The following is a 17,415-nucleotide window of genomic DNA, read 5'->3' as shown; positions in this document are numbered from 1 at the left end:
ATAAAGGCAGAGTGTGCAGTTTTTCACTGCCCTAAAATCCCATAAATTTTTGTATTTTTTCATCGCATTTTATTGCGTATTTTTGGTTGCATTCTCGCGCTATGCGCCGAATTTGGATGATTTGTGGTTGTGGATAGAAATTATCGCAAAAAATCAAAATGAAATTTATATGAGTTTTCGTCCGCAAATCGCCCGTTTCGCGCCATTTGCCTTGCTTGAATTGCTATTTTTAATGCAAATCTCAACTTCGCCATATTTGTTTTTTGCCTTTAACGCGCTTTTATTTGTGATTTTTTGCGTGATTTATTTAAAAATTTTAGGGATTTTAAGTCTCCCATTTCGCACCGCTATAATCGCGCTTTTATCGCTAAGCACGGCATTTGTCATCGTCTTTTTTGGCATTTGCTATTTTGAAAAAGTGCAGATTGTGTGGATTGCGCTGTTTATGCTTTTTACCCTCCGTGCCCTGCAAAATCCCACGCCAAAAAATCAGCTTTTTGCCATCATTACGCTAAATATCGCGCTTTATTACAAAGAGCCGACTTTCCTTGCGGCACTTGCCTTTGGGGCGGTTATGTTGCTTTATGCGTGGCAAAATCGAGGGCAAAATCAAAGCAAAGATTTGGCAAAGTTCGCATTTTATGTGATTTTTAGCGCGTGTAATTTTGCGATTTTGTATTATTTTTTGGTGGTGGATTATGTGAATGTGCCCTATTCTACGCTTGTTGCAAAGGGTGTGGTTGAAGTGATTTTCGATTATATTTTAAATGATGGCATAATATTTTTTGGCATTTGCGGACTTTTTGCGTGGCGTGCTTTTTTAGTGGCGTTTAAAAATGCGAAAATTGAGGCATTTTATGATGGGTGCTTGGCGGCGTCTCTTGCGTATTTTTTGGCATTTATGGTGCTAAAAATGTCCGCGCCATACTATCTTTTGCCCTGCTATGTGCTTGGAGTCCCGCCACTGCTTTATTTTGGGCGCAAATATTGGAAAAATCTTTTTGTGAAAATTGTCCTAATTTTTGGGATTTTTCTCTTTTTTTCGCAGAATCTGCCAAATGGAATTTACAAAATGGTGGATTTAAAGGCGCAGGGTGTGCAGTTTCAGCGCACTTTGGATTTTGTCGCTTCGCATTTGCGGGATAATCCGCAGGGCGCGGATATTTATTTTGATGGGATAGGGCGGGGGAGGGATATTTATGCCTTTGAGGTGGGGATGCGTCCATTTTGGTTTGCCCTGCATTTGGAAAAAATGCGTGGCATTGCTAACTTTGACTTGCGGACGAATGCGCCAAATGGGGCGGATTTCAGCGTTGATAAAAAGAGCAGATTTACCCTTTCAAATAGCGATATTGTGAGTGCGCCAAAAAGTGGAGATTTGATTATTGTAAGCAATATGCGGGTTTTCGCAGAATCTAATATGGTGGATTTTGCGAAATTTGGGGCAGATTCTGTGAATTCTTTGTCGGATTCTGCGGATTTTGGGCGAGATTCTGCGAAAAATTCGGCGGATTCTGCGATGATTTTGTCGGATTCTGTGAAATTTGGGGCGGATTCTGCGCCAAAGGGCGAGTTGATTTTCAAAAGCGGATTCCCCACAATCCCGCACATTACGCTAATTTCGCTGATGAAATATTTTTGTAGCGCAGAATCTAATCCATTCGCCACTCCACTGCAAACGCAAGTATTTTTGGTGGAGTGATTATTTCGCAGAATCTGCGGTGGATTCTGCGAAATTGTCGCCATTCGCAGAATCTGCGATAGATTCTGCATTTTTTGCACTAGATTCTGTATTAAAAGTTTCTTCGATTGTTTCTAAACTTTCGCTGATAGATTCTGCGTTTTTATGCCCTGTGGTGGCGAAAAATAATGCCATTATGCCGATAATCACGGCAATTGATGAGGCGACTAAAATTGACAACTTCGCTAAAATCACCTGCTCATCGCTATCAAATGCAAGTCCCGCCACAAAGATTGACATTGTGAAACCTATGCCAGAGAGCATCCCCACCGCCAAAATATGCCCATAAGTAAGTCCATTTGGGCGGTCTGCGATATTTAGCTTTTCGCCTAAAAATGAAAATATAAAAATGCCTAGCGGTTTTCCCACCACAAGTCCTAAAATCGTCCCCCACAAAATGCCATCTACATTAAGATTCACGCCATTTTCTAAGCTCACACCCGCATTTAAAAACGCAAAAATCGGCACGATAAAATACGCACAAATCGGCTGCAAGATAATCTCCATCTTAACAAGCGGATTTTGCGCGTAGCGCGAATATGTGGCAATCGTATCTAGCAAATGCACTTGTTTGCTAGTCTCTTCAATATCGATTTTTTTCCCGCTGTCGTGGCGAAAGAAATTTATAATCCCGCCAAAAAACGCATACAAAAATCCCTGTTTCGCGCCATCTTTTGGCAGGGGCGAAGCACCATCTTTTAGCAACATTTTATTCCACTCTTCTAACATATCCAAAATGCTGACAAAATATTTTTTTCGAATCTGCGAGCGTCCGGGGATGGCAAATGCCAAAATCACACCCGCGATTGTCGCGTGCACACCGCTTTTATAAACCGCAATCCAAAGAAAAATCCCAACCAAAATATAACTCATCAAATACTTCGTATCTTTGTAATTTAGGTAAATCAGCGCACACACCAAAAGCCCGGCAACAGCTAACCAATGCGTATTTAAATCCGCCGTGTAAAGAAATGCGATTACCAAAATCGCGCCCAAATCATCAAAAACCGCCAAAGTTACCAAAAAGATTTTTACAACATTTGGGATTCGCTTCCCTAAAAGTAAAATCGCACCCAGCGCAAACGCCGTATCCGTGCTCATCGCCACGCCAAATCCGTGCGCAGAATTTGTGTCGTGATTGAACCACAGATAAAAGGCAATGGGGATTGCCATCCCGCCAAATGCCGATAATATCGAAAAGCTAACGCGCTTAAATCCCGCAAGCTCACCATACAGCACTTCGCGCTTCATCTCTAATCCCACCATCATAAAAAATAACGCCATCAAAACATCATTCACAAAATGCCCGATGCTGATTTGGACGAATTTATTCCCCACAAACATTCCAAACTCTTCGTGCAATAGGGCAAAATAAATATCTTTATACTGACTATTTGCCACCCACACGGCAAGCACCACGCAGAAAAATAGCAAAATCCCGCCAAAAGATTCGTGGTTTATGAAGTTTGACAAGCCACGCTGTAATTTTTCTTTGACATAAAGTGTCGTTTGGATGGGAGTTTTGTTTATCAAATTGTCGATTGTTTGCTTCATTTTGTGATGCCTTTGAAAAAATTTAAAATATTTGGTAAAAAATGCGGATTTTATCAAAAAAATTAGGATTTTTAAACTAAATTTTAGACTTTTTGCATAGTATTTCATTTCTTTTTTTCACAAAAAAAGAAATTTAATTTTAAAATCAAAGGATAAAAAAATGGAAAAAATTGGAATTTTTTATGGAAGCACCACAGGTAGAACGCAAGAAATCGCCGAAGCAATCGCTGAAAAGCTCGGCAACTGCGACTTAGTCGATGTCGCAAACGCTTCAAAAGATGACATTGCAAAATATAGCAATCTCATTTTGGCAAGCTCAACTTACGGCGATGGCGACTTGCAGAGCGATTGGGAAGATTTTGCAGGGGCGTTAAGCGAAGATGATTTTAGCGGAAAAGTCGTAGCAATCGTAGGTTTAGGCGACCAAGATGGGTATAGCGACACATTTTGCGACTGCATAGGACTACTAGCAAATCTCGCCAAAAAAGCCACGATAATCGGCAAAACCGCAAACGAAGGCTATGATTTTAGCGAATCAAAGGGCATTAGTGGCGGAGAATTTTTAGGACTTGCCATCGATGATGACAACCAAAGCGATTTGACTGCCGGACGCGTGGAAAAGTGGGTAGAGCAAATCAAAGGGGAATTTAAATAAAACTTTGCTTTGACAAAGATTTTGCTTTTATTGCGAGATTCTGCGATTTTCACGCAGAATCGCAGAATCTCATCGCAAAAATCGCAGAATCTAATTTTTCGCAGAATCTTTTTTAGATTCTGCGCTTGGATTCTGCGATTTGCCCCAAAAATACTCAAACTTACTAATAAAATTTATCATTTTGCCTATAATTTTTAGAAATCTGCTATAATCGCAACTTTTAAATTTTAAAATTGAAAGGATTAAAATGAAAATCTATCAAAGCATAACCGAAATCATCGGGCACACGCCACTTTTGAAACTTAACAACATACAAACAGACGCAAATATCTTTGTCAAATGCGAGTTTATGAACCCCGTGCATTCAATAAAGGACAGAATCGCCTTTGCAATGATAAATGACGCACTTCAAAGTGGCAAAATCACGAAGGACACGACAATCATCGAGCCTACAAGTGGCAACACAGGCGTGGGACTCGCAAGTGTGTGCGCGGCACTTGGCATAAAGCTAATCATCGCAATGCCTGAATCAATGAGCATCGAGCGGCGAAAAGTAATGCAAATCTTTGGCGCGAAATTAGAGCTGACACCAAAAGAAAAGGGTATGAAAGGCGCGGTAGAGCGGGCAAATGAGCTACATAAAGAAATCCCAAATAGCGTGATTTTAGACCAATTTGGCAATCCTAGCAATCCTGCAATCCACAAAAGCACGACTGCAAAAGAGATTTTAGAAGCGTTAGGCGGGACAAAAATCGACATTTTTGCCGCAGGGGTAGGCACAGGCGGGAGTTTGAGCGGGATTGGCGAAGTGCTAAAAGCGCAAAACAACCCAAATATCGAGATTATCGCAATCGAGCCAAAAGATAGTCCCGTGCTAAGCGGTGGTGCGCCGGGTGCGCATAAGATTCAAGGCATAGGCGCGGGATTTGTCCCTGCAAACCTAAATGGCGAGATTTACAAAGAAGTGATTTGCGTGGATTCTAGCGACGCGATTGCGAGTGCGCGGGAGTTAGCGCAAAAAGAAGGATTGCTCGTAGGCATTTCAAGTGGGGCGAATTTCTTTGTGGCAAAAGAGTTAGCAAAACGCCACAAGGGCAAAAATATCCTAACGATTTTAAATGACACGGGCGAGCGATATTTAAGCACGGACTTATTCGCGGGGATTTAAAGTTTTAGATTTTTTAAATGCGAAGATTCTGCGACTCATACGAAAATCGCAGAATCTAACTCCAAAATCCGCACGAGATTCTGCGATTTCGCAGAATCTAAATCAAAAAATTACCCGAGATTCTGTGTTTTTTTGTCATTGCGAGACTTGCTTGCAAGTCGTGGCAATCTATTTTTTGATTTATGGATGGTTGCTTCGCTTCGCTCGCAAAACAAGGCGAAGCCGAAGTTTCTTTATTCAATTCTGCGAATTGCTTTGTTGTTTTCGCTTCGCTCAAACTGCCTCGCAATGACTTCGTCATTGCAGAATCTACCGCCGATTCTGCGATTTGCAAGAAATTCACAGATTCTTCGTTTAGATTCTACGAAAGGCAACGCAAAATCGCAATTTCGCAGAATCCCCTAAAAACTTATCGTATTTGTGGATGTTAGCGGTATTATTTTGTTACCATAACCTGCGCTGCTTTGATATGAGTCGCGCAACTTTTGGCATACCAAGTATTCATTGCCGATGCCTAACCCTTCGCCCGTTTTGCCCTTTGCTGCTCCGCGCGGGTTAAAGTATAAGTCGCCATCATCGGTGATTTGGATGTATGGCTCTTCGCCGCAAGGGATGTTTTGCTTGCCGACTTTGTATGCGGGGGAAATGCCGCGATTTTTGGCGTCATTTTTTGCTGGTAACCACTTGAAATTGCTTAATCCAGAGACTTCGATTATCCAGCGATTCCAATAAATCGATGGCGTTTTCGTGCGGTCGGTTGGGTGTGGGGCGAGTTCGTTTGTGGTGTTTAGATTATCAGCGAAAACCTTTGCTACGATTGTTTTTAGCGTGTTTGCCGTGTCGCTCCGCAAAGTCGCCACTCGTTTATCAGTCCTTGTCGCGACAAATTTAGGCACGGCAACCGCCGCCAAAACCCCCAAAATCACCACGACAAACACCATCTCAATCATTGTGAATCCTCTTCTCATTTCCATTCCTTAAAATTCTATCGTTTGCGTGGAACTAAGCGGAATAATCTTATTGCCGTATCCAGCACTACTTGCATAACTTTTTTGTAAAACCTTGCATAACTCAAAGTTGCTATTTTGCATACCAGAATATGCACCCTCGCTGTAAAGTCCTACGGGATTGAAATACAAATCGCCGTCTTTTGTGATTGATATGAGTGCTTTATGCAGTCCGCAGGGCATTCTATAAGTGCCGACTTTGTAAATTGGCGAAACGCCGTATTTATCGGCATCGCCAATCGCACTTGCCTTCATCCAGCGATTTCCATCAAGTCCTGCTACCTCTAATATCCACTCGCTCCACTGAATTTTTGGCGTTTTTGTTTTGTCGTTTGGATGTGGGGCGATGGACTGCGTGGTGTCGATATTATCTGCGAAAACTTTTGCGACAATGACTTTCAAAGTCGCCGCCGCGTCACTTCGCAAAGTCGCAACTTGCGCATCGGTTCTAGTTGCCATAAATCTAGGCACGGCAACCGCCGCAAGCACGCCTAAAATCACAATGACAAAGACTAACTCAATCATACTAAATCCACTTCTTTTCATAGATTCTGCGTCCTTATAAAAAAATAAAACGAAATATAACAGGATTTACTTAAATAAACATTAAATATCGGTAATTTTGATAATTTTTATTAGATTATTTTGTATATAATGCGGATTTTAAAAATTGGGGAGCAAATTGAATGAGAAATGTTTTTAATGCGCGATATAAAAAGCAAAATGTGGAGCGAATGAAGCAGAACTTTTTTAGTAAAAATTACAAAAAAATATTATCGCAGAATCTACTTTTAGCACCGATTTTAGTGCCGATTATGGCGATTCGTAAGATTTATTGGCATTTGGAAAATAGCAAACTTCACACATTACATTTTCATAATTTAACGCAAAAACCGCTTTTTATGCCCTATTTTGCATTGCTTTATGTATGTAAAAAAATATTGAAAATTTTAAATGCCATATTTGACATCATCCCAAAAATGATTGTAAATATCCGCCTTTTGCGTGGTAAAGTGGATATTCCGTATTTTGAGTTAGTGCTAACCACAAAATGCTCTCTGCGATGTGAGTCGTGTAATAATTTAATGCAATATTTTGATTCCAAAAATGCTTACACTTGCTCGTTGCAGGGCATTATCGATGCTGTTAGTGCGATTTTAGATAAGATTGATTGCGTGAGAAATGTTAGGATTATTGGTGGCGAACCGCTACTTTTTAAGGATATCGCGAAGGTTGTGGAGTTTTTGGATAGCAAAAAGAAGGTGCGAAGTTTTGATATCGTCACAAATGGAAGCATTGTGCCTAAAAATGATTTGCTTTTGGCGCTTGCCAAGTCTAATAAATCCAGCATTACAATTAGCGATTACTCCGCTTCGCCAAATATCAAAATTCCCCTGCATTACGATAAAATCATAGATTTGCTAAAATCGCATAATATCCCGCACTCAATACTTTGGCAAGATAAAACAGAGTGGATAAATCCGCAGAAAATCTACAAACGAGGGCGAAGCAAGGGGGAGATTATCCGCAATTTTAAGGCGTGTTTGATGCCTTGCGTAAGCGTGATGAGTAATGAAATGGGAGTGGCGTTTTCAAAAAATCAAATTGTAAAAAATCAAATTGGGGGGGGCAGATAGATATTGGCGCAGAAAAATCGCAGAATCTAGCGCATTTTAAGGCAGATTCTGCGAAATGCGATGAAAATTGCATAGATAGCAAAGGGCAAATTTTTATATGTCCTATTGCGAGTTCGCTGTCTAGATTGAAGGGATTGGATGAATTTAGTGGCGATTTTTTATCGCTAGATTCTACGCTAAATGGGGATAAAATCATAGATTTTTATAAGCAAGATTTTTTTAGTGTGTGTGATTATTGCCGTGATATGTGGGAAAAAGGCGAGAAAATAGCACCTGCCATCCAAACGACAAAAACGCTAAAAGTTGAGAAATAAACGCAATGCCAAAGATTCTGCGAATGGATTCTGCAAAAAGCGTGATTTTTGCGTAAAAATCGCAGAATCTAGTGCAATTTTTTCACAGAATTTATCGCAATTTTTCGCAGAATCTAGCGAGTTTTTGCATAATTTTTCGCAGAATCTAGCAGAATTTTCATAATCTCACCCGCCTACTGCGCTATTTCGCCTATCACTATCCCCACCGCCAAAAAATCCGCTTTTACCACTTGTAGCCCTTGCTCCCGCACCTGTGCCACTTTTTGCGCTATTAAAGCTATTTTTACTGCGCTCATAAGCCTGTGGCGATTTGTAGCTTGTGCGTTGCTGTGCTTGGTAGTTTTGATTGCCAAAAAGTTTGTTTCCTATCCAGCTACCGATAATCGCACCCGCTGCACTTGCTAAAATCGCCCCGCCAAGCGACAATCCAGCCCCGCTAGGATTTGTAAGCTCCGAAGTCCCCGCGTCAATCGCGCTATTTTCCTCTTTTAGCAATTTATCGATTTCCTCTTGTGATAACATTCGCTCCGTGCCGTCCTTTGCTTTGAGAAGCACACGCGTAGTCTCACTTGGATATTCCTCCAAAATCTTGTAAGTGCCATCTGTCTGCTCTTCGATGATGACAAACGCGCCTTTTTTTACCGCCTCATTTTGCGCCCCTTGCGCGTTTTCTTTCGTATCGCAACCATTCAACGCCAAAAGCACACTAATCCCAAGTCCGCCCATAAGCCCAAATTCGCTGATTTTTCGTATTTTTTTCATTTGATTTGCCTCCAAATTATGATAAATTTTCCCATTTTAGTTTCGCGCCACCAAGTATATGAAAATGCAAATGTGGCACTTCTTGTCCGCCGTCCGCACCGATATTTGTGATGATTCGATAGCCATTTTTATCTAATCCCACTTTTTTTGCCACTTCTTTGATAAAGTCGCTAATCTCTCCCAAAGTCGCAGAATCTGCGCTCTCAAAGTCCTTTGTGCAGATTTTTGGGATTGCCAAAATATGAATGGGAGCTTTTGGATTTATGTCATAAAACGCCAAAAATTTTTCGCTCTCTAATACCTTGTTGCAGGGGATTTCGCCATTTACGATTTTTTCAAAAATAGTCATTTTGCGTCCTTTTAAATTATTAAGATTTTGCGAAATTGTTACAAAAAATCTTTTAAAATTAAATTAAGTATTGTTTTTTGCTTAAAATTTGTGCTAGAATTTGCCACATTTTTTAAAAAGGGAGATTACAAAATGGAGAAAGGTGAGTTTGAACGCATTTCAAAGCGATTAGATGAGTTAGAGAAAATGCCTGATTTAGGCGGTGGCGTAAAGGCAACGCTAGATAAAAATGGCGTCTCACGCCGTGATTTTATGAAATGGGCTGCAGCGATGAGCGCGTCTATGGCACTTCCAGCGTCATTTGTCCCGCTAACTGCTAGGGCAGCGGAGTTAGCAGGGCGAATCCCTGTTGTGTGGCTACATATGGCTGAATGCACGGGTTGCAGTGAGAGTTTGCTAAGAAGCGATTCGCCTAGCATTGATTCGCTGATATTTGACTACATTAGCTTAGAATATCACGAGACCGTTATGGCTGCAGCAGGTTGGCAAGCCGAGCAAAATGCCGAAAATGCGATGAAAGAATACAAAGGCAACTATATTTTAATGGTAGAGGGCGGAATCCCAAGTGGCAGTAGCGAATTTTATCTCACAATCGGCGCACACGGACACACAGGCGCACACAGCGCAAGAGAAGCGGCGAAAAACGCAAAGGCGATTTTTGCAATCGGCACTTGTTCTAGCTATGGTGGCGTCCAAGCGGCAAATCCAAATCCCACAAACGCCGTCCCTTTAAGCAAAATCACAAATAGAAAAGTCATAAATGTGCCCGGCTGTCCGCCTAGCGAGAAAAATATCGTAGGCAGTTTGCTTCATTTTATTTTATTTGACGAATTGCCTTCGCTTGATGCTTACAATCGCCCCACTTGGGCTTATGGAATGCGAATCCACGATTTGTGCGAGAGACGCGGACATTTTGACGCAGGCGAATTTGTGCAACAATTTGGCGATGAGGGCGCGAAAAATGGCTACTGTCTTTACAAAGTCGGTTGCAAAGGACCATATACATTTAACAACTGCTCACGGCTTGGATTCAACGACCATACAAGTTGGCCTGTGAAAGCTGGACACGGCTGTATTGGTTGCAGTGAGCCAAACTTTTGGGATACTATGAGTCCATTTGAAGAGCCACTAGCAAATAAACTTTATGCGACTTCATTTAATGGGATGGGTGCGGATAAAACGGCGGATAGAGTGGGGACGATTTTATTAAGTGCCGCAGCGATTGGAATCGCAGCACACGCCGTGCTTTCGATGGTAAGCAAAAGCGATAATTAAAGGGGGAGAAAATGACAAAACGAATCGTAGTAGACCCTATCACACGGATTGAGGGACATTTGAGAGTTGAAGTGGTGGTTGATGAAAACAATGTGATAACAGACGCATTTTCTAGCTCTACGCTGTGGCGTGGATTAGAAAAAATCGTGCGTAACCGCGACCCACGCGATGCAGGGTTTTTGATGCAACGAATCTGTGGCGTTTGCACTTATTCGCATTACAAAGCGGGAATCACAGCGGTAGAAAACGCGCTAGGCATTACGCCACCGCCAAATGCCGAGCTGGTGCGCTCACTAATGAATATCGCGCTTGTTTTGCACGACCACACTGTGCATTTTTACACGCTTCACGGGCTTGATTGGTGTGATATAACCTCCGCGCTTAAAGCAAACCCCGCAAAGGCGTCCAAAATCGCATTTAACTACGCTGATTTTCCGCTAAATACGGGTGAAAATGAGCTAAAAGCTATTCAAGCAAAAGTGGCAGATTTTGTAAAAAAAGGCGCGTTAGGACCATTTGCAAACGCGTATTGGGGACATAAAACTTATAGATTTTCCCCAGAGCAAAATCTAATCGTGCTATCACATTATCTAAAATTGCTTGAAGTCCAAAGGGTTGCCGCGCAAATGATGGCGATTTTTGGCTCAAAACAGCCACACCCACAAAGTTTGACCGTGGGCGGAATTACTTCGGTTATGGATATGCTAGACCCTAGCCGTTTGGGCGATTGGCTAACCAAATACAAGCAAGTCGCGGATTTTGTCAATCGCGCATATTACCCAGATGTGCTTATGGCAGCGGAGGTTTATAAAAATGAGCCTAGCGTCCTAAAAGGCTCAGGCGTGAAAAACTTTATGAGTTTTCAAGAGATTCCGCTAGGCAATGGCGAATATTTGTATAGTAGCGGATATATCAAGGATTACGATATTTCAAAGGTTTATGAGATTGACGAAAAACTCATCACAGAAGAAGCAACGCATTCGTGGTATAAAAATGACAAGCCACTGCACCCATATCAAGGCGAAACCGAGCCAAATTACACAGGATTTAAAGACGGCAAAAGCATTGGCGCAAATCTTAAAGAAGTCGATAGCAAATTGCTTGATGTGGATGGCAAATACAGCTGGATAAAATCGCCTCGCTATGACGGAATGCCTATGGAAGTGGGACCTTTGGCGGCGGTTGCGGTGGGATTAGCAGCGAAAAATCCGCGAATCTCAACTATCGCTACGAAGTTTTTAAAAGATACAGGACTCCCCGCAACCGCACTATTTAGCACTTTGGGGCGAACGGCAGCTAGACTAATAGAATGCAAATTAAGCGCGGATTATGGAATCGAAGTATTTAACGCGCTCATTGCAAATATCAAATCTGGCGACACACGCACTTGTGCGCCATATAAGATTGACAAAAATAAAACCTACGAGGGACGCTATATCGGCAATGTGCCACGCGGAATGTTAAGCCATTGGGTGCGAATCGAAAATGGCGTAGTGGCGAATTATCAAGCAGTCGTGCCATCGACTTGGAATGCAGGACCGCGTGATGCAAAAGAGCAAAAAGGACCTTATGAAGCGAGTTTGATAGGCATAAAGATTGCAAATTTAGCCCAGCCGCTTGAAATCATAAGGACGATTCATTCATTTGACCCTTGTATTGCGTGTGCGGTGCATTTAATCGATACAAAAGGCAATGATTTAGGCGAGTATAAAATCGCACCTACCACGCTTCGTGCGTAAAAGGGGGCGATTATGAAAACAAAATCTATAAACGCAGAATCTCCGCAAGATTTTGCGAAAAAGGCAAGTGTGGCAAAAGTGGCAAAAGTCACAAAAATCACAGATTCTGCGAAAAGCACAGATTCTGCAAAAAGCACAAGAAAAAGGCGAGATTCTGCGAAAATCGCAGAATCTCGCACGAAAAACGCAGAATCTACGCTAGATTCTGCGAATGTTAGAAGGCGCGAGATGATGGCAGATTCTGCGAAGTTGAGAGATTCTGCGCTTTCGCAAAAATCTTATAGGCGAATGCTGACTTTTCATCCTGTGGTGCGATTATTTCATTGGATTCGCGCGGTGTGCGTGGTGTTTTTGATTTTTAGTGGATTTTATATCGCATATCCGTTTTTCGCGCCTGAGCCAAATTCCGAGCCTACGAACTTCCTTTACGCGCTATTTCGCAGCTGGCACATAATGGCGGGATTTTTGCTAGTTGCGGTGACGATGTTTCGCCTGTATTATTTTATCTCGACAAGTCGGCACGGCGCGGAAAAAATCCATTTGGATGAGGTATTTGATATCAAAATTTGGATTGGGCAGATTAAAAATTATCTATTTTTAGGCAAGCACCCGCCCATTAAAGGGCTTTATAATCCACTTCAAATCCTTGCGTATTTTTCCTTTGGGATGATGCTTTTATTTATCTCAATTACGGGATTTGTGCTTTATTATAATGTGTATCACGATGGACTTGGGGCGTTTCTAAATGCGACATTCAAGTGGTTTGAGGTGCTTTGCGGGGGACTAGCAAATGTGCGGAAAATCCATCACATTCTTACTTGGGGGATTTGCATTTTTATTTTGACGCATCTTTATATGGCGATTTGGAATGCGATAAAGCACCCTGATGGCGGGATTGACTCGATGGTGGGCGGATATCGATATTTGCCAAAAGATAAGGATTAGCAGATTCTGCGATTTGCAAAATGAAGGTTTTGATACTTGGCATCGGCAATATTTTATTTGGCGATGAGGGAATCGGCGTCCATTTATCAAACTATCTCAAAGTAAATTACGCTTTCAAATCGCCCACGCACACTTTGCAAATCATCGATGGCGGGACTTTGGCGCAAGGACTTATCCCGCTAATCACCGAGCAAGACTTTGTGATTTTGATAGATTGCATAAATGCGGATAACGCGCAAGTGGGCGATGTTTTCGCATTTGATTTTGATTCTGTCCCGCTAAATGTGAATTGGCAAGGCACAGCGCACGAAGTAGAAATGCTACAAACGCTAAAAATGATTGAAATGATGGGCGATTTGCCCACAATAAAGATTGTGGCGACAATCCCGCATATATTGGAGAGCGACACAACTTTTAAGATGAGTGAGACGATACAAAAATCCGCAATCACAATGCAAAATGAGGTTTTTAAGATTTTAGAAAATTTGGGCTTTGAGATTAGCAAAGTTGATTCGCGCCCATTGCAAGAAGTCGCAAATCTCTCATACAAGGGCTTTTAGATTGACTTTAAAATTCACATTTTTTTACAGCGATTTAAACAAAGATTATTTTTTGGGACTTTTGCAAAAAATCGCGCAAAATTTTGGACTTGAAGTTTGCGCAGAATTTAGTGATAAAACGCTAGATTTTTATGCAAGTGGCGAAAATTTGAGCGATTTTGCAAGTGCATTAGAAAAGGAAATCCCGCTGTCGCTTTATTTTCGCTTTAAAAGCGTAGAAGTTTGCGAAAAATCAGCGCATTTAAAGCCCCTGCAAATCGCAGAATCTGCCGAAAATATTTTAAGTGTTAGCCAAATAAATGCGCGTAAATTTTTGCAAGATTTGGCGATGGAAAGTGCGCTTAAAAATCTTTGCGATTTATTGAAGCAAGGGGATGAAATTACGCTAAACACAAGCAAAGGTGCGATTTTGCTATCCACAAAAAAAGGCGATTTGCACGATTTGCGCGATGATTTGCAAGGCGATTCGCAAAAGCACGATTCGCACGATTTGCGACAAAATTTTGATTTTATTTTGGCAAATGATATTTCTACCATTTCGCTCTACACTCGCGCCACGCAGGATGAAATAAACGCCATCGCCACGCTAGAAAAACCGCTTATAAATTTGAGTGTAAAAGAAGTTTTTTGCGATGAAGTGGGCGCGAAAAACGCGCTTTTTATGTTGCCTTTTGAGGCAAATTTATGCTTTATTTTTTCAGCGTTGGAAGTGCCGTTTTTATTCGCAAAACGCGCAGATTCTGCGGATAAATTTTTTGAAATTATTGTGGGGAAAAATGGCGCATTTGTGGAAAATAATATTGCAAAATCAAAAAATTTTGATGAGTTTTTGGCGATGAATTTTGCGCCACTGCGAAATGCGAAAAACGCAGAATCTGACATTTTTATCGCTTATATTAGCGCGAAAAATCCCACGCTTTTGGGAAATCCAAGCGATAAAAATTCGCACATAAAAATCGCATTTGACAAAAATCCCAAAAATATTTTGGCAAAAATCTCGCATTTGGAAAATGGCGATAAACTCATCGCAAACTTCGCCCGTGAGTTTGGGGCGCGATATGAGGCGATTTTGGCACTAGATTCTGCGCCGCAAATTAGCGAAAATATCATTGATATTTTTGAGTGCGCGGCGATGATTTTAGGCGCAGAATCTAATAAAAACGCAGAATCTAATAATTTCGCAGAATCTCGCAAATCCGCAGAATCTCACGCGCAATTTATTTTAGATTTGGCAAAAAATTGCTTGCGCGATATTAGTCCAAAAATCGACTTTAAAAATATTGGAGATTCTGCAAATTTCGCAGAATCTCCGCTAGATTCTGCGCCAAAAACGCAAGATTCTGCGAATTTAGATTCTGCGAAAAAAACGCAAGATTCTGCGAAAAACGCAGAATCTCCGCTAGATTCTGCGACAAAAATCTATGATGAGTTAAAGACAATTCGCTCCATTATTAGCTTCACTCTCGCAGGGACGGAGCGTGAAATTATCGCGTATGGGATTTTGGAGTCGCTTGTGGATTATGTGCTATTAAATTTTGGAGACATAAAAAGGAAATTTGGCGTTAAAAAAATGGGAATTATTGGCGATTTATTCGCAAATAAAATATTTTTTGATAAAATCACCAAAAAAATTCCCGCAGATTTAGATTTGATTTTACCGACATATTTGGATTTTACACGCTGATGGAGGGCGCATTTGCAAGATATAAATAATAAATTTAGGTTGTTTTTGTTTATTCCGCTGATTTTTATTTTGGCAATCAATGTGCTGTATATTTTCCTTGGGATGGGCGTTTTCTCCATTTTCAAAGATAATGCGCTGTATTATAATGATGTGTTTGTGAGCGCGTATATTATGGTGATTGTGGTGCTTGATTTGGCGTTTTTCGCGGGGATTGCGATTATTTCTAATAAATATATCAAAAATGATATTTTGCTCTCAATCAATGACTTTTATGTGGATATGCGAAATTTTTATGAAAACAATAAATTTGGCTTCCAAAGCTGGGCACAGCGAATCATAAAATCCCCCAAAGAAATCGCCGAGCTATCAAAATATTTTCACAACAATATCGCAAACCAAATCTACACGCTAAATTCCAAAATCACCACCGACCAGCTCACAGGGCTTCGCACAAGTATCATTTTGCGACAAGATTTAGAGCAGTATCCAAATCACGTAATCGCCGTGCTAAATCTAAGTAATTTCAAAGAGATAAATAGCTTTTATATGGCGTGAAACTCGCCGATGATATTTTATACTCTGTCGCGCAAGTGCTAAAAAGCTATTTTAAAAATGAAAACTATCTACTTTATAGGATTCACGGCGATGATTTTGCGATTTTATGGACGAATTGCACTGATAGGGCGGTTTTTATCCAAAAGTTAGAGGGATTTTTGGATTATTTGGGCAAAAAAGAGATTTTGATTGATAATTACACATATCTAAACATTTCTGCGACTATCGGCGTGGCATTTTCCTATGAGAGCGCGAAATATAGTATGGTAAATGCGATTATGGCACTCCACCACGCAAAAGAATATCGTAATCCAATTGTGATTTACAATCGCAATTTGCCGATTTTAAATGTCTTTAAAAACAATATCCAATACACCGAAATCGTCTATCAAGCATTGAAAAACAAAGATGTCATTCCATATTTTCAAAGAATTAAGGGCATTCAGCCACATAATGCCAATGAAAATCACATAAAATACGAAGCGTTAATGCGGATTAAGGATAGGGATGGGCGCATTGTGTTGCCGGGATTATTTTTGGAAGTCTCAAAGCGTTCATCATCATATTCTAAACTCTCGCGCCTTATGATTGAAAGCACATTTCAACGCCTTGCCGAGCGGAAAGACTGCGTTTTTTCGATAAATTTGGCGTTAGAGGATATGAACTCTACGGACTTTTTGATGTGGTTTATGGAGCGCATCGTGCATTATAAAATCGAGGGGCGCGTGGTTGCCGAAATCACCGAGCAAGAGAGCGTGGAGGAATTTGAAAGTGTGAATAATTTCATCACAAACATTCGCGATATCGGCGTCAAAATCGCGTTAGATGACTTTGGCAGCGGGTATTCTAACTTTTCGATTTTGATGAAGTTGCAGATTGATTATTTGAAGTTAGATGGCTCGCTGATTAGCAACATTGACAAGGATAAAAACGCCCAAATCATCGTGCAAACAATCGTGCAGTTTGCAAAATCGCTTGATATCAAAACCGTTGCGGAGTTTGTGAGCTCGGAGGCGATTTACAATACAATCAAAGATATGGGGATTGACTACGCGCAAGGGTATTTCACAGGCAAACCTGTGGAGCTGAATTAGATTTTTTTGTCATTGTGAGATTCTGCGTAGCAGAATCGTGGCAATTCGCAGAATTGGATAAAGAAACTTCGGCTTTGCCTTGTTTTGTGAGCGAAGCGAAACAACCATCCATATTTAGATTCTGCGATTTTGTGGCAAAATCAAGGCAGATTCTGCGATTTACAGAATCTAGTGCGTTTGTTTTTTTCGTCATTGCGAGATTCTGCGTAGCAGAATCGTGGCAATCCAAAATTTGATTCGTGGATTTGCAAGTGTGGGTCGGTGCTTTGCACAGACGCTTCGTTGTTTTCGCTTCGCTCAAACTGCCTCGCAATGACGGATTTGGGGTAGATTCTGCGTTTTTCGTGAAATTTCGCAGAATCTGGCATTGTTTTCA

Annotated in this window: 22 protein-coding genes; 14 read left to right on the top strand and 8 right to left on the bottom strand. The window is 41.1% G+C overall.

Annotation, left to right across the window (positions count from 1 at the left end):
- Positions 1 to 13 precede the first annotated feature (13 nt).
- The gene (locus ACWIUD_RS10800; protein ID WP_454148983.1) at positions 14 to 1,702 is read left to right on the top strand and encodes a hypothetical protein; all 1,689 of its coding nucleotides are present in this window, start codon (positions 14 to 16) and stop codon (positions 1,700 to 1,702) included.
- Here the strand turns inward: ACWIUD_RS10800 and nhaA are convergent, their stop codons facing one another.
- Positions 1,703 to 3,295 (bottom strand): Na+/H+ antiporter NhaA, encoded by a 1,593-nt coding sequence (gene nhaA / locus ACWIUD_RS10795; protein WP_454148981.1) that lies wholly within the window; start codon positions 3,293 to 3,295, stop codon positions 1,703 to 1,705.
- A 160-nt stretch (positions 3,296 to 3,455) separates the two neighbouring features.
- On the opposite strand from nhaA, the gene ACWIUD_RS10790 reads away from it, so the two are divergent.
- From ACWIUD_RS10790 to cysK, 3 genes are read left to right on the top strand one after another with little or no spacing between them, the layout of a single operon-like run.
- A complete protein-coding gene (locus ACWIUD_RS10790) occupies positions 3,456 to 3,950 on the top strand; it encodes a flavodoxin (RefSeq protein WP_454148979.1) in 495 nt (164 codons plus the stop codon).
- A 9-nt stretch (positions 3,951 to 3,959) separates the two neighbouring features.
- The gene (locus tag ACWIUD_RS10785) at positions 3,960 to 4,148 is read left to right on the top strand and encodes a hypothetical protein (protein WP_454148977.1); all 189 of its coding nucleotides are present in this window, start codon (positions 3,960 to 3,962) and stop codon (positions 4,146 to 4,148) included.
- A gap of 49 nt (positions 4,149 to 4,197) precedes the next feature.
- Positions 4,198 to 5,118 carry a cysteine synthase A gene (cysK, locus tag ACWIUD_RS10780; RefSeq protein WP_454136834.1) on the top strand — a complete coding sequence of 307 codons (921 nt, stop codon included), beginning with the start codon at positions 4,198 to 4,200 and terminating at the stop codon, positions 5,116 to 5,118.
- A 97-nt stretch (positions 5,119 to 5,215) separates the two neighbouring features.
- Here cysK and ACWIUD_RS10775 read toward each other — a convergent pair whose 3' ends face one another.
- From ACWIUD_RS10775 to ACWIUD_RS10765, 3 genes are read right to left on the bottom strand one after another with little or no spacing between them, the layout of a single operon-like run.
- Complete coding sequence (locus ACWIUD_RS10775) at positions 5,216 to 5,461, bottom strand: hypothetical protein (protein WP_454148976.1); 246 nt, start codon at positions 5,459 to 5,461, stop codon at positions 5,216 to 5,218.
- 58 nt (positions 5,462 to 5,519) lie between these two features.
- Entirely contained in the window at positions 5,520 to 6,086 is a 567-nt protein-coding gene (locus ACWIUD_RS10770) for a type II secretion system protein (RefSeq protein WP_454136836.1), read from the bottom strand.
- 9 nt (positions 6,087 to 6,095) lie between these two features.
- Positions 6,096 to 6,671, bottom strand: coding sequence for a type II secretion system protein (locus tag ACWIUD_RS10765; RefSeq protein WP_454136837.1), 576 nt, complete (start codon positions 6,669 to 6,671; stop codon positions 6,096 to 6,098).
- Positions 6,672 to 6,811: 140 nt separating this feature from the next.
- On the opposite strand from ACWIUD_RS10765, the gene ACWIUD_RS10760 reads away from it, so the two are divergent.
- From ACWIUD_RS10760 to ACWIUD_RS10750, 3 genes are all read left to right on the top strand, one after another.
- Positions 6,812 to 7,762 (top strand): radical SAM protein, encoded by a 951-nt coding sequence (locus ACWIUD_RS10760; RefSeq protein WP_454148974.1) that lies wholly within the window; start codon positions 6,812 to 6,814, stop codon positions 7,760 to 7,762.
- Positions 7,763 to 7,887: 125 nt separating this feature from the next.
- On the top strand, positions 7,888 to 8,076 hold the full coding sequence (locus tag ACWIUD_RS10755; protein ID WP_454148972.1) for a hypothetical protein: 189 nt from the start codon (positions 7,888 to 7,890) through the stop codon (positions 8,074 to 8,076).
- Positions 8,066 to 8,239: a hypothetical protein gene (locus ACWIUD_RS10750; RefSeq protein WP_454148970.1), complete on the top strand. Its 174-nt coding sequence runs from the start codon at positions 8,066 to 8,068 to the stop codon at positions 8,237 to 8,239. The genes ACWIUD_RS10755 and ACWIUD_RS10750 overlap by 11 nt, the downstream gene beginning before the upstream one ends.
- 2 nt (positions 8,240 to 8,241) lie before the next feature.
- On the opposite strand, the gene ACWIUD_RS10745 is transcribed toward ACWIUD_RS10750, so the two are convergent.
- Both ACWIUD_RS10745 and ACWIUD_RS10740 read right to left on the bottom strand, forming a co-directional pair.
- Positions 8,242 to 8,838 (bottom strand): UPF0323 family lipoprotein, encoded by a 597-nt coding sequence (locus tag ACWIUD_RS10745; protein ID WP_454148968.1) that lies wholly within the window; start codon positions 8,836 to 8,838, stop codon positions 8,242 to 8,244.
- Between the two features lie 16 nt (positions 8,839 to 8,854).
- Positions 8,855 to 9,187: a histidine triad nucleotide-binding protein gene (locus tag ACWIUD_RS10740; protein ID WP_454148966.1), complete on the bottom strand. Its 333-nt coding sequence runs from the start codon at positions 9,185 to 9,187 to the stop codon at positions 8,855 to 8,857.
- A 132-nt stretch (positions 9,188 to 9,319) separates the two neighbouring features.
- On the opposite strand from ACWIUD_RS10740, the gene ACWIUD_RS10735 reads away from it, so the two are divergent.
- From ACWIUD_RS10735 to ACWIUD_RS10705, 7 genes are read left to right on the top strand one after another with little or no spacing between them, the layout of a single operon-like run.
- The gene (locus ACWIUD_RS10735) at positions 9,320 to 10,462 is read left to right on the top strand and encodes a hydrogenase small subunit (protein WP_454148964.1); all 1,143 of its coding nucleotides are present in this window, start codon (positions 9,320 to 9,322) and stop codon (positions 10,460 to 10,462) included.
- 11 nt (positions 10,463 to 10,473) lie between these two features.
- Complete coding sequence (locus tag ACWIUD_RS10730; protein ID WP_454148963.1) at positions 10,474 to 12,201, top strand: nickel-dependent hydrogenase large subunit; 1,728 nt, start codon at positions 10,474 to 10,476, stop codon at positions 12,199 to 12,201.
- Between the two features lie 12 nt (positions 12,202 to 12,213).
- Entirely contained in the window at positions 12,214 to 13,146 is a 933-nt protein-coding gene (gene cybH / locus ACWIUD_RS10725) for a Ni/Fe-hydrogenase, b-type cytochrome subunit (protein WP_454148961.1), read from the top strand.
- A gap of 20 nt (positions 13,147 to 13,166) precedes the next feature.
- Positions 13,167 to 13,706, top strand: a complete 540-nt coding sequence (locus ACWIUD_RS10720; RefSeq protein WP_454148959.1) for a HyaD/HybD family hydrogenase maturation endopeptidase — start codon at positions 13,167 to 13,169, stop codon at positions 13,704 to 13,706.
- 1 nt (position 13,707) lies between these two features.
- The gene (locus ACWIUD_RS10715) at positions 13,708 to 15,390 is read left to right on the top strand and encodes a hypothetical protein (RefSeq protein ID WP_454148957.1); all 1,683 of its coding nucleotides are present in this window, start codon (positions 13,708 to 13,710) and stop codon (positions 15,388 to 15,390) included.
- A 12-nt stretch (positions 15,391 to 15,402) separates the two neighbouring features.
- Complete coding sequence (locus ACWIUD_RS10710) at positions 15,403 to 15,945, top strand: hypothetical protein (protein WP_454148955.1); 543 nt, start codon at positions 15,403 to 15,405, stop codon at positions 15,943 to 15,945.
- Positions 15,942 to 17,039, top strand: coding sequence for an EAL domain-containing protein (locus ACWIUD_RS10705; protein WP_454148953.1), 1,098 nt, complete (start codon positions 15,942 to 15,944; stop codon positions 17,037 to 17,039). The genes ACWIUD_RS10710 and ACWIUD_RS10705 overlap by 4 nt, the downstream gene beginning before the upstream one ends.
- On the opposite strand, the gene ACWIUD_RS10700 is transcribed toward ACWIUD_RS10705, so the two are convergent.
- A complete protein-coding gene (locus tag ACWIUD_RS10700; RefSeq protein WP_454148951.1) occupies positions 17,011 to 17,268 on the bottom strand; it encodes a hypothetical protein in 258 nt (85 codons plus the stop codon). The two genes, ACWIUD_RS10705 and ACWIUD_RS10700, sit on opposite strands and share 29 nt — an antisense overlap.
- Positions 17,180 to 17,415, bottom strand: a 236-nt coding sequence (locus ACWIUD_RS10695) for a hypothetical protein (protein WP_454148949.1), incomplete at its 5' end; no start/stop codon positions are given. The genes ACWIUD_RS10695 and ACWIUD_RS10700, both read right to left, overlap by 89 nt.

This window comes from Helicobacter sp. 23-1044, assembly GCF_053654695.1.
This window is presented reverse-complemented; position numbering and strand designations above follow the sequence as displayed.

Bases quoted from the DNA above. Each gene is read 5' to 3' on its own strand.
- nhaA (WP_454148981.1), bottom strand. From the start codon at position 3,295: ATGAAGCAAACAATCGACAATTTGATAAACAAAACTCCCATCCAAACG.
- ACWIUD_RS10745 (WP_454148968.1), bottom strand. From the start codon at position 8,838: ATGAAAAAAATACGAAAAATCAGCGAATTTGGGCTTATGGGCGGACTT.
- ACWIUD_RS10770 (WP_454136836.1), bottom strand. From the start codon at position 6,086: ATGAGAAGAGGATTCACAATGATTGAGATGGTGTTTGTCGTGGTGATT.
- ACWIUD_RS10765 (WP_454136837.1), bottom strand. From the start codon at position 6,671: ATGAAAAGAAGTGGATTTAGTATGATTGAGTTAGTCTTTGTCATTGTG.
- ACWIUD_RS10760 (WP_454148974.1), top strand. From the start codon at position 6,812: ATGAGAAATGTTTTTAATGCGCGATATAAAAAGCAAAATGTGGAGCGA.
- ACWIUD_RS10740 (WP_454148966.1), bottom strand. From the start codon at position 9,187: ATGACTATTTTTGAAAAAATCGTAAATGGCGAAATCCCCTGCAACAAG.
- ACWIUD_RS10735 (WP_454148964.1), top strand. From the start codon at position 9,320: ATGGAGAAAGGTGAGTTTGAACGCATTTCAAAGCGATTAGATGAGTTA.
- ACWIUD_RS10730 (WP_454148963.1), top strand. From the start codon at position 10,474: ATGACAAAACGAATCGTAGTAGACCCTATCACACGGATTGAGGGACAT.
- cysK (WP_454136834.1), top strand. From the start codon at position 4,198: ATGAAAATCTATCAAAGCATAACCGAAATCATCGGGCACACGCCACTT.
- cybH (WP_454148961.1), top strand. From the start codon at position 12,214: ATGAAAACAAAATCTATAAACGCAGAATCTCCGCAAGATTTTGCGAAA.
- ACWIUD_RS10720 (WP_454148959.1), top strand. From the start codon at position 13,167: ATGAAGGTTTTGATACTTGGCATCGGCAATATTTTATTTGGCGATGAG.
- ACWIUD_RS10790 (WP_454148979.1), top strand. From the start codon at position 3,456: ATGGAAAAAATTGGAATTTTTTATGGAAGCACCACAGGTAGAACGCAA.